General features: G+C 52.4%; 15 protein-coding genes and 1 pseudogene. 7 read left to right on the top strand and 9 right to left on the bottom strand.

All coding sequences use genetic code 11. The features are described 5' to 3' along the window. Positions 1-21: 21 nt before the first annotated feature. The 7 genes from ACNAU7_RS01610 to leuC form a co-directional block, all read right to left on the bottom strand. Positions 22-585: a YceI family protein gene (locus ACNAU7_RS01610; protein WP_025459319.1), complete on the bottom strand. Its 564-nt coding sequence runs from the start codon at positions 583-585 to the stop codon at positions 22-24. 162 nt (positions 586-747) lie between these two features. Beyond that, complete coding sequence (gene leuB / locus ACNAU7_RS01615) at positions 748-1,818, bottom strand: 3-isopropylmalate dehydrogenase (RefSeq protein ID WP_416300069.1); 1,071 nt, start codon at positions 1,816-1,818, stop codon at positions 748-750. Positions 1,819-1,911: 93 nt separating this feature from the next. Beyond that, the gene (locus ACNAU7_RS01620) at positions 1,912-2,373 is read right to left on the bottom strand and encodes a YhcH/YjgK/YiaL family protein (protein ID WP_416300071.1); all 462 of its coding nucleotides are present in this window, start codon (positions 2,371-2,373) and stop codon (positions 1,912-1,914) included. Between the two features lie 64 nt (positions 2,374-2,437). Next, positions 2,438-3,079: a 3-isopropylmalate dehydratase small subunit gene (gene leuD, locus ACNAU7_RS01625; RefSeq protein ID WP_003677355.1), complete on the bottom strand. Its 642-nt coding sequence runs from the start codon at positions 3,077-3,079 to the stop codon at positions 2,438-2,440. A gap of 45 nt (positions 3,080-3,124) precedes the next feature. Then, positions 3,125-3,490, bottom strand: coding sequence for a VOC family protein (locus ACNAU7_RS01630; RefSeq protein ID WP_196427984.1), 366 nt, complete (start codon positions 3,488-3,490; stop codon positions 3,125-3,127). A 103-nt stretch (positions 3,491-3,593) separates the two neighbouring features. Beyond that, positions 3,594-3,848, bottom strand: coding sequence for a hypothetical protein (locus ACNAU7_RS01635; protein ID WP_107863217.1), 255 nt, complete (start codon positions 3,846-3,848; stop codon positions 3,594-3,596). A 124-nt stretch (positions 3,849-3,972) separates the two neighbouring features. Further along, entirely contained in the window at positions 3,973-5,382 is a 1,410-nt protein-coding gene (gene leuC, locus ACNAU7_RS01640) for a 3-isopropylmalate dehydratase large subunit (RefSeq protein WP_416300074.1), read from the bottom strand. A 257-nt stretch (positions 5,383-5,639) separates the two neighbouring features. Here leuC and gshA point away from each other — a divergent pair, with 257 nt between their 5' ends. From gshA to ACNAU7_RS01675, 7 genes are all read left to right on the top strand, one after another. Continuing rightward, a complete protein-coding gene (gene gshA, locus ACNAU7_RS01645) occupies positions 5,640-6,989 on the top strand; it encodes a glutamate--cysteine ligase (protein ID WP_416300076.1) in 1,350 nt (449 codons plus the stop codon). 122 nt (positions 6,990-7,111) lie between these two features. After that, positions 7,112-7,789 carry a RadC family protein gene (radC, locus tag ACNAU7_RS01650; RefSeq protein WP_416300078.1) on the top strand — a complete coding sequence of 226 codons (678 nt, stop codon included), beginning with the start codon at positions 7,112-7,114 and terminating at the stop codon, positions 7,787-7,789. A gap of 72 nt (positions 7,790-7,861) precedes the next feature. Beyond that, positions 7,862-8,587 carry an epoxyqueuosine reductase QueH gene (locus ACNAU7_RS01655; RefSeq protein ID WP_002233924.1) on the top strand — a complete coding sequence of 242 codons (726 nt, stop codon included), beginning with the start codon at positions 7,862-7,864 and terminating at the stop codon, positions 8,585-8,587. Positions 8,588-8,739: 152 nt separating this feature from the next. After that, a complete protein-coding gene (locus ACNAU7_RS01660; RefSeq protein WP_416300081.1) occupies positions 8,740-10,020 on the top strand; it encodes a CAP domain-containing protein in 1,281 nt (426 codons plus the stop codon). A gap of 4 nt (positions 10,021-10,024) precedes the next feature. After that, positions 10,025-11,203: a GTPase HflX gene (hflX, locus tag ACNAU7_RS01665; RefSeq protein ID WP_416300083.1), complete on the top strand. Its 1,179-nt coding sequence runs from the start codon at positions 10,025-10,027 to the stop codon at positions 11,201-11,203. Continuing rightward, positions 11,200-13,680: a heavy metal translocating P-type ATPase gene (locus ACNAU7_RS01670; RefSeq protein WP_416300085.1), complete on the top strand. Its 2,481-nt coding sequence runs from the start codon at positions 11,200-11,202 to the stop codon at positions 13,678-13,680. The genes hflX and ACNAU7_RS01670 overlap by 4 nt, the downstream gene beginning before the upstream one ends. A 675-nt stretch (positions 13,681-14,355) precedes the next feature. Continuing rightward, complete coding sequence (locus tag ACNAU7_RS01675) at positions 14,356-14,499, top strand: hypothetical protein (protein ID WP_002244108.1); 144 nt, start codon at positions 14,356-14,358, stop codon at positions 14,497-14,499. Positions 14,500-14,569: 70 nt separating this feature from the next. Here ACNAU7_RS01675 and ACNAU7_RS01680 read toward each other — a convergent pair. Beyond that, a pseudogene (locus ACNAU7_RS01680) lies at positions 14,570-14,676 on the bottom strand (IS5/IS1182 family transposase); the annotation flags it as partial. 75 nt (positions 14,677-14,751) lie between these two features. Beyond that, positions 14,752-15,528 (bottom strand): ferredoxin--NADP reductase, encoded by a 777-nt coding sequence (locus ACNAU7_RS01685; RefSeq protein WP_416300090.1) that lies wholly within the window; start codon positions 15,526-15,528, stop codon positions 14,752-14,754. Positions 15,529-15,542: the final 14 nt, after the last annotated feature.

The raw sequence follows: 15,542 nt of genomic DNA on the forward strand, positions 1-15,542 counted from the left end.
TATTGATTCTTATCAAATGTTTTATTGTTTGGCTGCTTCGATTTGGATGTCAATACGGACGCTTTTGGTCATGCCAACGTTAACGAGGTAGTCCACGCCCCATTTGGTGCGGTCGATGGTGGTGCTGAAGTCGCCGCCGCAAACTTCGGTTTTCAACATCGGGCTTTGGTAGCAGTTGAATTTTTCGGCTTTGAGTTTGACGGGGGCGGTTTTGCCGTGCATGGTCAGGTTGCCGTCAACGGAAACAAGTTTTTTGCCGTTGAAGTTGAATTTGGTGGAAACGAAGCGGATGTTCGGATATTGGGCGGCATCGAAGATGTCGGCGGATTTCAGGTGGTCGGTAAAGTGTTGCGAACCGCTTTGCAGGTTGGCAACGGGAATGGTGATGTCGATTTTGCCATCGCGTTTTGCTTGGTCGAACTCAACGGAACCGGTTAGACCGTAAAAACCGCCGACGTTGGTGCTGGTATTGAAATGGTCGATGGCGAAACGGGCGTTGGCGTGATATTCGTCCACTTTGTAGGTGGCGGCGGAGGTAGTGCCGATGGCGGCTGCTGCGAGCGCGGCGATGATGATTTTTTTCATGATGATAATCCTTTGTGTGGGCCGGTAAAGGCGTTTATCCTAACATAGGCAGGGATTTATGGCATTTCCTGCCGGTAAACGGTGGGTTTGCAGGCAGTTGACGAACGGGGCGGGCGGAAAAGGGCGGATGAAAAAGCGCGGTGTGATCCGCGCTTTGTTTTTTTACAAGGCGGCGAGTACCGCATCGCCCATTTCGGAGCAGGAAACGAGTTTTGTGCCTTCTTCGTAAATATCGCCGGTACGCAAGCCTTGTTGCAGCACTTTTTGGACGGCGTTTTCAACTTGTTGCGCGCGCGCTTCGTCGTTCAGGCTGTAACGCAGCAGCATGGCGAGCGAGAGGATGGTCGCCAGCGGGTTGGCTTTGTTTTGTCCGGCGATGTCGGGGGCGGAGCCGTGGGACGGTTCGTACAGTCCTTTGCCGTTTTCGTCCAGCGAGGCGGAGGGCAGCATACCGATGGAGCCGGTCAGCATGGAGGCTTCGTCGGAGAGGATATCGCCGAAGATGTTGCCGGTGGCAATCACGTCAAACTGTTTGGGCGCGCGCACGAGCTGCATGGCGGCGTTGTCGACGTACATATGGGAAAGCTCGACATCGGGATATTGTTTGCCGATTTCTTCAAAGATTTCGCGCCACAGTTCGGTGGTTTCCAAAACGTTGGCTTTGCCTACGGAGCAGACTTTTTTGCTGCGTTTTTGGGCGGATTGGAAGGCAACGTGGGCAATACGGCGGATTTCGCTTTCGCTGTATTTCATGGTGTTGTAGCCTTCGCGTTCGCCGTTTTCCAGAACACGGATGCCGCGCGGTTCGCCGAAATAAATATCGCCGGTCAGTTCGCGCACAATCAAAATATCCAAACCGGCGACGATTTCGGGTTTCAGCGTGGAGGCGTTGGCTAGCTCGGGATAGAGGATAGCGGGGCGCAAATTGGCAAACAGATTCAAGTCTTTACGTATGGTCAACAAGCCGCGCTCAGGACGCAATGGACGGTCGAGATTGTCGTATTGCGGGCTGCCGACCGCGCCGAGCAGGACGGCATCGGCTTTGCGGCAGAGGTTTTGCGTGAATTCGGGATAAGGATGGCCGTATTCGTCGTAGGCTTCGCCGCCCAATGGGGCGTATTCGTAGCCGGCGTCCAAGCCTTGGGCGATGAGTTTGTCGAGTACACGGACGGTTTCGGCGACGATTTCAGGGCCGATGCCGTCGCCGCGCAAGATAGCGATATGTTTGGTCATTTTGTTTTTCCTTTTTTTGTCAATAAAGAGTGGGGATGCCGTCTGAAAAAAGTTCGGGCAGGTTTAGAGGTCGGATACGCTGCCAAGATGCCGTTATAGACACTCTGTTTCGATACGGATTTTAAATACCGCTTTGCGTATGTTTGCCTTGTCGCCGACTAACGGTGCATGCGCATCATTCGGAAAAAATAGCGCAAATTCGCCTGGCTCCAAGGTCAGCCAGGTTTCCGGTTCGCAGTCGAAAAACTCGATGTCGCGCTTTTCGTTGTAGCCTAAACCGTTTTTCAGACGGCCTCTGTCTATCCAGCCATATGTTTCGCTGCCGTCAATCGGCGTTTGAATATCAATATGTTTTAAGTGCGCTTCAGGCTGGGCTTCTCGCTGCGTCCTCATCGGCTCGCTACCGATAAAAATACGGATATTGGGATTCTCGCACGGCACTTGGCTGTCGGGCAGTTTGGTAAAATCCAAGGTCTGCAACAGATGGAAGGCTTCGGCAAAGTCGGGATGCAAGGCAGCGTAGCGGGTGGCATTGCTTATGGTGTCGGTAATCATGGTATATTTTTGTAGATTAAAGGCCGTCTGAAACACTTAAATTTTTCAGACGGCCTTTTGTATATCAACCGTTAAACAGCCAAGGCTGGCTTTGGCGGCGTTTTTCTTCAAAGGCGTGAATTTCGTCAGCGTGTTGCAGGGTCAGGCCGATTTCGTCCAAGCCGTTTAAGAGGCAGTGTTTGCGGTGTTCGGTAATGTCGAATGTGAATGTTTCGCCGCTAGGGGTGGTCAGGGTTTGCTCGGCAAGGTCGATGGAGAGCTGATAGCCTTCGTTAGCTTCAACTTCTTTGAAAAGCTGGTCAACCTGTTCTTCTGTCAAAACGATAGGCAAAAGGCCGTTTTTGTAGCAGTTGTTGAAGAAGATGTCGGCGAAGCTGGGGGCGATGACGGCGCGGAAGCCGTAGTCGTCCAATGCCCAAGGGGCGTGTTCGCGTGAAGAGCCGCAACCGAAGTTTTTACGCGTCAACAGGATTTGTGCGCCTTGATAGCGTGGCTGGTTCAGGGAGAAATCCGGATTCAACGGGCGTTTGCTGTTGTCCATGCCCGGTTCGCCGTGGTCGAGGTAACGCCATTCATCAAAGGCATTGGGGCCGAAGCCGCTGCGTTTGATGGATTTCAGAAATTGTTTGGGGATGATGGCGTCGGTATCGACGTTGCTGCGGTCGAGCGGGGCGACGATGGCGGTAATTTTGGTAAAGGCTTTCATGTCAGATTCTTATAGTAATAATGGGAAATTTTATGGCTATTCGGGTCAGCGTGTGCTGTGCAAACCGATTCGGTTGCCTTCTGTGTCTTCGATAAATGCTGCAAAGCCGTTGGCAATGCGGAATTTCTCTTGTAACAGTTTGCCGCCTGCTGCAACGGCTTTTTCTGCTGTTTCGGCACAATCCGGGCAATTGAAGAAAATAGTTGTACCGCCGTGACCGGGTTGGGCATTGCTGTCGTGCCAAATCATGCCGGCCGTACCGTGTTGGGTGTAATCGGCTGGGAAAATGATGAAACGGAATCCGTTGCTGCCAACGTCTTGCAGGGGCTTGCCGAATACGGATTCGTAAAAGGCTTTGGCGCGATCCAAATCATGAGCGTGAATACCAAACCAGCTTGACGGATTACTCATTGTTTCTCCCTTTGCTTGGAATCGTGAAAATGTCTGAACAAGTAATCAGGTATCAGGCCGTCTAAAACAGGGTCAGGAGCTTCAGACGGTCTGATTTACCGAATTATTCGGTAGCGGCTTCGATTTTGCTGCCAACATGGCTCATGCCGCGGCCTATTGCATTGCCGCCTTTTTTAACGGCTTCGCCGGTTTTGTCGGCAACGTGTTCGGCGGTTTCTTTGGTTTTATCGGCTACGCGCTCAGCAGTTTCTTTGGTTTTATCCCAATTGCGGTTGGCATCCTTTTTTGCGCCTGACCAAGTGCTGGAACAAGCTGACAGGATGAGGGCTGCGGCAGCCAATGCAAACAGTTTTTTCATACTAGTTTCCTTTCAAGTTATCAATGATTGAGAAGTTTTTCGGACGTTTTTCGCAATAGGAAAACTTACTTGTGTAAGGTGTTGTTTCAGACGGCCTGATGAATAAAGGCCGTCTGAAAATACTTTAAGCCATCGTGCGTATGTCGGTAAAGTGTCCGGTAACGGCGGCGGCGGCTGCCATAGCGGGGCTGACGAGGTGGGTGCGTCCGCCGTTGCCTTGACGGCCTTCAAAGTTACGGTTGGAAGTGGAGGCGCAACGTTGTCCCGGGGTCAGGCGGTCGGCATTCATGGCGAGGCACATAGAGCAGCCCGGCTCGCGCCATTCAAAACCGGCTTCGATAAATACTTCGTGTAAGCCTTCTTTTTCTGCCTGCTCTTTAACCAAACCGGAGCCGGGGACAATCAATACGCGTTGTACATTGTCCGCTTTTTTACGGCCTTTGGCGATGGCGGCGGCTTCGCGCAAGTCTTCGATACGGCTGTTGGTGCAAGAACCGATAAAGACGATGTCGACAGGGATTTCGTTTAATGGCGTACCGGCTTCCAAGCCCATGTATTCGAGGGCGCGTTCCATGCCGCTGCGTTTGACCGGATCGGTTTCTTCGGCAGGATTAGGTACTTTGCCGCCGATGTTTAAAACCATTTCGGGCGAAGTGCCCCAAGTAACTTGCGGTTCGATGTCTTCGGCTTTGAAACGGTATTCTTTGTCGAATACCGCACCTTCGTCAGACACCAGCGTGCGCCAGTACTCGACGGCTTTGTCCCACGCTTCGCCTTTGGGTGCGAAGGGTTTGTCTTTTACATAGTCGATGGTGGTTTGGTCGACAGCGACCATGCCTGAGCGCGCGCCGGCTTCGATCGCCATATTGCACAAGGTCATGCGGCCTTCTATGGAAAGTCTGCGGATGGCTTCGCCACCGAACTCGATGGCGTAGCCCGTACCGCCTGCCGTGCCGATTTTTCCGATGATGTAGAGGGCAACATCTTTGGCGGTAACGCCCGGTTTTAGACGGCCTTCAACGGCAATCAGCATGGATTTGGATTTTTTCGCGGTAATGCACTGGGTCGCCATCGTGTGTTCGACTTCGGAAGTGCCGATGCCGTGCGCCAGTGCGCCGAATGCGCCGTGGGTGGAAGTGTGCGAATCGCCGCAGACGACGGTCATACCGGGCAGGGTCGCGCCTTGTTCGGGCCCCATAACGTGTACGATGCCCTGACCTTTGTCCATAAAGGGGAAATAGGCGAGTGCGCCGAATGTTTTGATGTTTTGATCCAACGTATCGACTTGCAGCTTGGAAATCGGGTCTTGGATGCCTTTGTCCCAATCGCCGGTCGGGGTGTTGTGGTCGGCGGTGGAAACCACGCTGTCGATGCGCCACAGTTTGCGCCCCGCCATTTTCAAGCCTTCAAATGCTTGTGGGCTGGTTACTTCGTGCACCAGATGGCGGTCGATGTAAAGCAGGACGGTGCCGTCTTCTTCTTCGCGGACGACGTGGCTGTTCCAAAGTTTGTCGTAGAGGGTTTGTGCGGTCATGATGTTGTTCTTTTGGATAAATGGTAATGCGGATTGGGCGGATTTTAGACGTATTCTTTATACCGCGCAACAGATTTTGTCTAATTTTTGAGTCGGTGTTATTTTGTAAACAATTTTAACAAAAAAATTAGACATATTGTCCATTTCAGTAAACAGTTATATCTAAAGAATGATTCGATATGAAAGAATACTTGTCGGGATTCTTTTAAAGGCATTATTATTTGTACCTTGTTAAAACCACGTCAGGCAGAGGAAAGATGAAATTACCGGTTATATCGTCTGAGCATTTGGCTCAACTGCAGGCATTTGAAGCGAAAATCCTGTGTAACCACGCAAAAATCGAAGCATGGTTCCGTTCGCAGTGGAATGTGCACCGTCCGCCGTTTTACGGTTCGGTCGACATCCGCAATGCCGGTTACAAAATTTCATCTATTGATATGAATTTGTTCCCCGGCGGCTTCAATAATTTGAATCCCAACTTTATCCCGCTGGCGGCGGTTGCGGCGCAAGATGCGGTACAGCGTGCCTGCGAAACGGCAAAATCCGTATTGATTATTCCCGAAAACCACACGCGCAACACGTTCTACCTGCAAAACGTTTACGCCCTCGGCGAGATTTTGCGTTCGGCAGGGTATGAAGTGCGCTTGGGCAGCCTGAATCCGGAAGTAACCGAACCGGCTGAATTTGAAACCGCATTGGGCGACAAAATCCTGCTTGAGCCTTTGCTGCGAACCCACGACCGCGTCCATCTTGCCGACGGCTTTTCGCCTTGCGTGGTTTTGTTGAATAACGATTTGTCCGCCGGCATTCCCGACATCCTCAAAGGCATCAGCCAAACCGTTTTGCCGCCGCTGCATGGCGGTTGGACGACGCGCCGCAAAACAGCTCATTTCGGTGCATACAACCAAGTTGCCGCCGAATTTGCCAAGCTGATTGACATCGACGAATGGCAGATTAACCCGTATTTTGAAAAAATCGGCGGTTTGGACTTCCAAGAGCGGGAAGGCGAAGATGCGTTGGCAGAAGCGGTAGAACGCGTGCTGGCGAAAATTCAAGCCAAATACGACGAACTGGGTATTACTGACCAGCCTTTCGTTATTGTGAAAGCAGACGCAGGCACTTACGGCATGGGCGTGATGAGCGTCAAGTCCGCCGATGAAGTGCGCGGCTTGAACCGCAAAAACCGCAACAAAATGGCGAAAGTCAAAGAAGGCTTGGAAGTCAGTGAAGTCATTGTCCAAGAAGGGATTTATACTTATGAAACCTTCAACGGCGCGGTGTGCGAACCCGTCGTGTATATGATGGACCGCTTCGTCATCGGCGGCTTTTTCCGCGTACACGAAGGGCGCGGTGCGGACGAAAACCTCAACGCCGGCGGTATGGTGTTTGTTCCGCTGTCCAACAGCATTCCCACCGGCAACGGCGATAATTCCCAAGAAGCGCCCGAAGCCTGCAAGCGCGTATTCGAACAATGGGATTCACTCGGTATGCCGCGCTCCGAAAAAGACTGCGATGTGGACAACGAACACAACCGCCTCTATGTGTACGGCGTAATGGCACGCCTGTCGCTTCTGGCGGCGTCCATCGAGTTGGAAGAAACGGCGTAAGACTGTTTTGAAATACAGATGCCGTCTGAAGCGGAAATCCGCTTCAGACGGCATTTCGGATATTTGGCGTGTGGGAACATTTGTTCCAGACGGCATCTCAGACTATTTAAAAGAGGGAAAACATGAGCATCAAGCAATGGCCGGAAGGCGAAAGGCCCAGGGAAAAGCTGTTGGAACGCGGGGCGGCGGCTTTGAGTGATGCCGAACTTTTGGCAATCCTGCTGCGCGTCGGCACGCGCGGAATGAGTGCGGTCGATTTGGCGCGTTATTTGCTGCAGGAGTTCGGCAGTTTGGGGAGGCTGATGAGCGCGGAGGTCGGCAAACTGTCGGCATACAAAGGGATGGGGACGGCAAGTTTCACACAGTTTGCCGTGGTCAGGGAAATCGGGAGGCGGATATTGGCGGAAGAATTGCAGGAGAGCATCGTCCTGTCCGATCCGGATACGGTGGCCGATTATTTACGCTTTCATTTGGGGCAGGAAAAAGTCGAAGTCAGCGTCGCGCTGCTGTTGAACCGCCAAAACCAGCTGATTTCCGTCAGGGAGCTGTCGCGTGGTACGGTTGCGGAAAACACGATTTACATCCGCGAAATCGTCAAACTGGCTTTGGACGAGTATGCCGACAGCCTGATTATCGCGCATAACCACCCGGGCGGCTCGCCCGAACCTTCGCAGGAAGACATCATGTTCACAAGGCGGCTGGCACAGGCCATGTCGCTGGTCGATGTGTCGCTGCTCGACCATTTTATCGTTACCTCGCAAACCGTCTGCTCGTTCAGGCAGCTCGGGCTGATGCCCTGACACTCTGTTTTACATTCGGCGGCTCTGATAAAATAGCCGCTTCAACCGTATTAGACAGATATCGTTAAGTTAATGGAAACACAAAACAAACCTACCGTTACCGACATTGACCGCCCCATACTCGTCCCGCCCGGCGGGCATAAAAAAGTCTTGCTGCATTCCTGCTGCGCCCCGTGCAGCGGCGAAGTGATGGAAGCCATGCTGGCCAGCGGCATTGATTACACCATTTATTTTTACAATCCCAATATCCATCCGCACAAAGAGTATATGCTCCGAAAAGAGGAAAACGTACGCTTTGCAGAAAAGTTCGGCATCCCTTTCATCGATAAAGACGACGATTACGAAAACGACCGTAAAGAATGGTTTGCCAAAGCCAAAGGTATGGAGTTTGAGCCGGAACGCGGCATCCGCTGCACCATGTGTTTCGATATGCGTTTTGAAAAGGCGGCGCAATACGCGCATGAACACGGTTTTCCCGTCTTTACCAGTTCGCTGGGCATTTCCCGTTGGAAAAACATGAACCAGATTAACGACTGCGGCCGCCGTGCCGCCGCGCCTTACGATGATGTGGTGTATTGGGATTTCAACTGGCGCAAAGGCGGCGGCAGCGCGCGCATGATCGAAATCAGCAAACGCGAAAACTTCTACCAGCAGGAATATTGCGGTTGTGCCTATTCCCTGAGGGATTCCAACGCCCACCGCAAATCACAGGGCAGAATCCCCATCAAACTCGGAGTGTTGTATTACGGGGACGAGTCGACACAATACGAACCTGCACCCATCCGGGTGGACAAATAAACACCCGATGCCGTCTGAAGGTTCAGACGGCATCGGGTTCGGCATCGGCACGGGGAAAGGTTTGTCGGTTTGGCAATCGGCAAGCGGAAACCGCATTGACAAGTTTGCCGTTTTGATAAAACACCCCATTGACGCGTCGGGAGGGCGACATCATGAAATCCCTTGTTATCTGGCTGCTTCTGTTGGGCTCGGCAGCAGGCGTTTTCTACTATACCCAAAACCAATCCCTGCCCGTGGGGGAACTTGTCTATCCGTCTGCACCGCAAATCAGGGGAGAGGGCGATGCGTTGCACTACCTCAACCTCATCCGCACACAAATCGGTTTGCACGAGCTGGCACACGCGCCTGTATTGGAAAACTCCGCCCGCAGGCACGCACGTTACCTCACGCTCAATCCCGAAGACGGACACGGCGAACACCATCCCGATAATCCGCACTACACAGCACAAAAGCTGACCGAACGCACACGCCTTGCCGGGTATCTCTACAACGGCGTGCATGAAAACATCAGCACGGAAGAGGAAGCCGCCGAATCGTCCGACAGCGACATCCGCACGCAGCAACGCCAGGTTGACGGATTGATGAGCGCAATCTACCACCGCCTTTCCCTGCTTGACCGCCATACGGATGAGGCAGGAGCGGCATTTGTGCGCGAAAACGGTAAAACCGTCGTCGTATTCAATCAGGGCAACGGCAGGTTTGAGCGGCATTGCGCCCAAGGCAGAAATCAGCCTGAAGCGGGACGGCACTATTACCGCAACGCCTGCCACAACGGTGCGGTCGTGTACACCGACGAAGTCATGCCCGCACAAGAGCTGCTTTATACAGCCTATCCGGTTGGCAGCGGCGCACTGCCTTATTTTTACGGGGAACGTCCCGACCCCGTGCCGGGATATGAAATGACGGGCAATCCTGCCAGCATTGATTTTTCCGAGGCGGCAGGCAAAATTGCGATGAAAAGTTTCAAGCTGTATCAGGGTAAAAACGAAATCCGCCCCGTCAGGGTTTTAACCGCCGGCAACGACCCCAACGGCAGGTTGACCGCGTACCAATTCGCGCTTTTCCCGCTCAAGCCTTTGGAATACGGTACGCTTTATACGGCGGTATTCGACTATGTCCGCAACGGACGGCGCGCGCAGGCGAAATGGCAGTTTAAAACCCGAAAACCCGATTACCCTTATTTTGAGGTAAACGGCGGCGAGACGCTTGCGGTTAGAAAAGGCGAAAAATATTTCATCCACTGGCGCGGACGCTGGTGTTTGGACGCGTGTACCCGTTATACCTACCGGCAGCGGCTCGGCAGCCGCCTGTCCATAGGAAGGCACGAGGCGGGCGGCATCGTCTTCAGCGTTGGCGGAATGACAGGCAGCCGTATCACGCTTGCCCCAGAAGACAGCCCGGGACGCGGCGTTACCCTTTATTTACAGGATTGAATACATGACAGGCAGAACAGGCCGCAACGGCAGTACCCAAGCGCAACCCGAACGCGTCATGCTGGTGGGCGTAATGTTGGACAAAGACGGTACGGGCAGCAGTGCCGCCCGTCTGAGCGGATTTCAGACGGCATTGGCGGAAGCGGTGGAGCTGGTCAAGGCGGCGGGCGGCAATCCCGTCATTGTGGAGACCGCCAAACGCGACCGCCCGCATACGGCGCTGTTTGTCGGCACGGGCAAGGCGGCGGAGCTGTCGGAAGCAGTTGCTGCAGACGGCATCGATTTGGTCGTATTCAACCACGAACTCACGCCCACGCAGGAACGCAATTTGGAAAAAATCTTCCAATGCCGCGTATTGGACAGGGTAGGGCTGATTCTGGCGATTTTCGCCCGTCGCGCCCGCACTCAGGAAGGCAGGCTGCAAGTCGAGTTGGCACAATTGAGCCATTTGGCCGGACGCTTGATACGCGGTTACGGACACCTGCAAAGCCAGCGCGGCGGTATCGGCATGAAAGGCCCCGGCGAAACCAAACTGGAAACCGACCGCCGATTGATCGCCCATCGAATCAACGCCTTGAAAAAACAGCTTTCCAGCCTCAAAAAACAGCGCGTCCTGCGCCGCAAGTCCCGCGAATCGGGCAGAATCAAAACGTTTGCGCTGGTCGGCTATACCAATGTCGGCAAATCCAGCCTGTTCAACCGGCTGACCAAGTCGGGCATATATGCGAAAGACCAGCTTTTCGCCACACTCGACACCACGGCGCGGCGGCTTTATATCCATCCGAAATGCAGCATTATCCTGACCGATACCGTCGGATTCGTCAGCGATTTGCCGCACAAGCTGATTTCGGCATTTTCCGCCACGCTGGAAGAAACCGCGCAAGCCGATGTGCTGCTGCACGTCGTCGATGCCGCCGCCCCGAACAGCGGACAGCAGATTGAAGACGTGGAAAACGTACTGCAAGAAATCCATGCCGGCGATATTCCTTGCATCAAGGTGTACAACAAAACCGACCTGCTGCCGTCTGAAGAACAAAACACGGGCATATGGCGCGACGCTGCGGGAAAAATTGCTGCCGTCCGCATTTCCGTTGCTGAAAATACCGGTATAGACGCACTGCGCGAAGCCATTGCCGAGTATTGTGCCGCCGCACCAAACACAGACGAAACCGAAACGCCATGAAAAAAACCTGTTTCCACTGCGGGCTGGATGTTCCCGAAAACCTGCATCTGACCGTCCGTTACGAAAACGAAGACCGCGAAACCTGCTGCGCCGGCTGTCAGGCGGTCGCACAAAGCATTATTGACGCGGGCTTGGGCAGTTATTACAAACAACGCACCGCCGACGCGCAAAAAACCGAGCTGCCGCCCCAAGAAATCCTCGACCAAATCCGCCTGTACGACCTGCCCGAAGTCCAGTCCGACTTTGTGGAAACCCACGGCGGCACGCGCGAGGCGGTTTTAATGCTCGGCGGCATCACCTGCGCCGCCTGCGTCTGGCTGATCGAACAGCAGCTTTTGCGTACAGACGGCATCGTCCGCATCGACCTCAATTACAGCACGCACCGCTGCCGCGTCGTTTGGGAGGACGGCAAAATCCGCCTCTCCGACATTCTGTTGAAAATCCGGCAGACAGGCTACACCGCCGCACCCTATGACGCGCAAAAAATCGAAGCCGCCAATCAGAAGGAGCGGAAACAATATATCGTTCGCCTTGCCGTTGCCGGACTAGGGATGATGCAGACGATGATGTTCGCGCTGCCGACCTACCTTTACGGCGGCGACATTGAACCCGATTTTTTGAAAATCCTCCATTGGGGCGGTTTCTTAATGGTGTTGCCCGTCGTATTTTATTGCGCCGTCCCGTTTTATCAAGGCGCGTTGCGCGACCTGAAAAACCGCCGCGCCGGTATGGACACGCCGATTGCCGCCGCCATCATTATGACCTTTGCCGCCGGCATTTACAGCCTCGCCACCAACGCAGGGCAGGGGATGTATTTTGAATCCATCGCGATGCTGCTGTTTTTCCTGCTGGGCGGACGCTTTATGGAACACATTGCCCGCCGCAAGGCAGGCGATGCCGCCGAAAGGCTGGTGAAACTGATACCCGCCTTCTGCCACCGGATGCCCGGCTATCCCGGCAGCCAAGACATTGAAGAAGCCGCCGTCGTCAAACTGAAGGCGGGCGATACCGTGATGGTCAAACCGGGCGAAACCATACCCGTTGACGGCACGGTGCTGGAAGGCGCAAGCACGGTTGACGAATCTATGCTGACCGGCGAGAGCCTGCCCGTCGCCAAAATGCCGTCTGAAAAAGTAACCGCCGGCACACTCAATACGCAAAGCCCCCTGATTATACGTACCGACCGCACCGGCGGCGGCACGCGACTGTCGCACATCGTCCGCCTGCTCGACCGCGCCTTGGCGCAAAAACCGCGCACTGCCGAATTGGCGGAACAATACGCCTCGTCTTTCATTTTCGGGGAGCTGCTGCTTGCCGTCCCCGTCTTCATCGGCTGGACGCTGTACGCCGACGCGCATACCGCGCTTTGGATTACCGTCGCCCTGCTTGTCATTACCTGTCCGTGCGCCTTATCGCTTGCCACGCCGACGGCCTTGGCAGCTTCTACCGGTTCGCTGGCGCGCGAAGGCATTTTAATCAGCGGTAAGCAAACCCTGGAAACGCTCGCCCAAACCACCGACATCATCTTCGATAAAACAGGAACGCTGACCCAGGGAAATCCCACCGTCAGCCGTATCTCATTGTTGAGCGGCACAGACGAAGCCTTTGTTCTCGCGGTGGCGCAGGCGTTGGAACAACAGTCCGAACATCCCCTTGCCCGTGCCATCCTCAACCACCGTGTTTCAGACGGCATGATTCCTGACATACGGGTCGGACAACGCCTCAATCACGTCGGTGAAGGCGTAGGCGCGCAACTGACCATCAACGAGGAAACGCAGGTGTGGGCATTGGGCAGGGCGGCTTATGTCGCCAAAATCGCCGGAGAACCTCCGCAAGATGAACAGTCTTCAGAAAGCGGCAGCGCGGTCTATCTCGGCAACCAGCTCGGTTTCCAAGCTGTGTTTTATCTTCAAGACCCGTTGAAGGAAGGGGCAGAGGAAGTTGTACGCAAGTTGAAGCGGCAACACCTGACCCTGCACCTGCTCAGCGGAGACCGTGAAACCGCCGTTGCAGAAACCGCACGCGCCTTGGGTATTGGACATTACCGTTCCCAAGCCATGCCGGAAGACAAGTTGGAATATGTCAAGGCTTTGCAGAAAGAAGGGAAAAGAGTGTTGATGATAGGCGACGGCATCAACGACGCCCCTGTTTTGGCACAGGCCGATACTTCTGCAGCGGTGGCGGGAGGAACCGATATTGCAAGGGACGGCGCGGATATCGTCCTTTTAAACGAAGATTTGAATACCGTTCCGCATATGCTGGTACAGGCGGGAAGGACGCGGCAGATTATCCGTCAGAACCTGTCGTGGGCGAGTGCTTACAACATCATTGCCGTACCGCTTGCCGTTTTGGGCTATGTCCAACCGTGGATAGCCGCGCTGGGCATGAGCTTCAGTTCGCTGGTCGTATTGGGCAATGCTATGCGGCTTCACAAGCAGGTGGACATGCCGTCTGAAAAAATGCCGTCCGAACAATGACGGACAGCGTTGCTTTAGACGTATAACAGTAACGGGGGCATTATTAGCACGACAGATACCATATTCCAATCTTTGCATACATGGCTTGATCATCAACCAAGATGATATTTCCCAAGCACAGCATGATACATGCCATTGAAAAATATAGAAAATTAATTGAAAGCTTAAATGGATATTGAAATGGATAATCACATAGTACAAATTATAAGAAAGTTCGGGCTAGGTAGGATATTTTTTTATTCGTATAGCAAATCATCTATAATAATTTTTTCTTCGTATGTTGTTTATTATATAATTTACAATTATCAATTTAATTACCTTTCGCTTTTAATTTATTTATTACCAATGTTGTGTAGTATATATATGATTATATTTTTTTAAGAAAAACTAGGGAGATATTAACGATATATCAAAGAAAAAAATTTTTAAATTCTATTTTTTCATCTAGAGTTGAAATAATAATAGGTTCCAAGAAAAGAAAGTTGGGTATAAGCAGTTTTTATTTACTAAATTTATTATGGCTTATTTGGTGTCTTATGATTTATAGAGAACAAGTCCGATTAAATAACTTAACTCTCTTTTTATCCTTTATATTCTCATTATTTTTTTTATTATATAATTTTGTTTTATTTTTAAATGTTTATGTTAATTTTTTCAAATTAAGAGAAGCTCAATATGGAAAATAACAAAGTCAAGTCTGATTATGCAGCCAAACAGGAAAGTTTAGGAAAAGTTGATGAAAACAAAAATGAGACGATGAAGATTCCTCCGCAAGTGGGAACCCATATGCTTGGTTTTTCTTTTATTTTCAAATGCTAATTAACGGATAGGTCTGGATTCCCGCCTGCGCGTGAATGACGGAAATGTGCATTTCTAATTTTTACCCACTATATAGTGAATTAAATTTAAACCGGTACAGTGTTGGCTCGCCTTGCCGTACTATTTGTACTGTCTGCGGCTCGCCGTCTTGTCCTGATTTAAATTTAATTCACTATAAAAACCCCGAATCCTGATTGGCAGGATTCGGGATTTTTGATTGCTGATGCCGTTCAGACGGCATTTTCAAGTAGATTATTGGTCCACAAATGCGCGCTCAATCAGGTAATCACCGCGCACGCCTGTTTTCGGAGAGACGGTCAAACCGAAATCGTCCAAAACTTTGCAGGTGTCTTTCAGCATCGCAGGGCTGCCGCACAGCATGGCGCGGTCGTCTTGAGGATTGATTTTGGGCAGACCGATGTCTTCAAACAGTTTGCCGCTTACCATCAGGTCGGTCAGGCGGCCGTGGTGTTCGAATTCTTCACGCGAAACAATCGGGTAGTAAATCAGTTTTTCTTTAACCAAGTCGCCGAGGTATTCGTGTTCGGGCAATTCTTTGGTAAAGCGGTCGTAGTACGCCAAATCTTTTTTGTAGCGCACGCCGTGTACGAGGATGATTTTTTCAAATTGCTCGTAAATTTCGGGGTCTTTGGTGATGCTCAAGAAAGGGGCGATGCCGGTACCGGTGCTCAACAGGTAAAGATGTTTGCCCGGATTCAGGTCGCCGGCAACCAAGGTTCCGGTCGGTTTCTTGCTGATTAACACGTCGTCGCCGACTTTGAGGTGTTGCAGGCGGCTGGTCAGCGGGCCGTCTTGGACTTTAATGCTGAAAAATTCGAGGTGTTCTTCCCAGTTGGCGGAGGCGACGCTGTATGCACGCATCAGCGGCTTGCCGTCTGCCATCAATCCGACCATAACGAACTGTCCGTTTTCAAAGCGCAACGATTCGTCGCGGGTGCAGGTAAAGGTAAAATATGCGTCTGTCCAGTGGTGTACGGACAATACTTTCTGGGTATTGAATGCTGCCATTTGGGTTTCCTGTC

The sequence above is a fragment of the Neisseria sp. LACPHL-SPEC-2024-00856 genome (assembly GCF_047915665.1).
In the GTDB taxonomy this organism is placed as follows: domain Bacteria; phylum Pseudomonadota; class Gammaproteobacteria; order Burkholderiales; family Neisseriaceae; genus Neisseria; species Neisseria polysaccharea.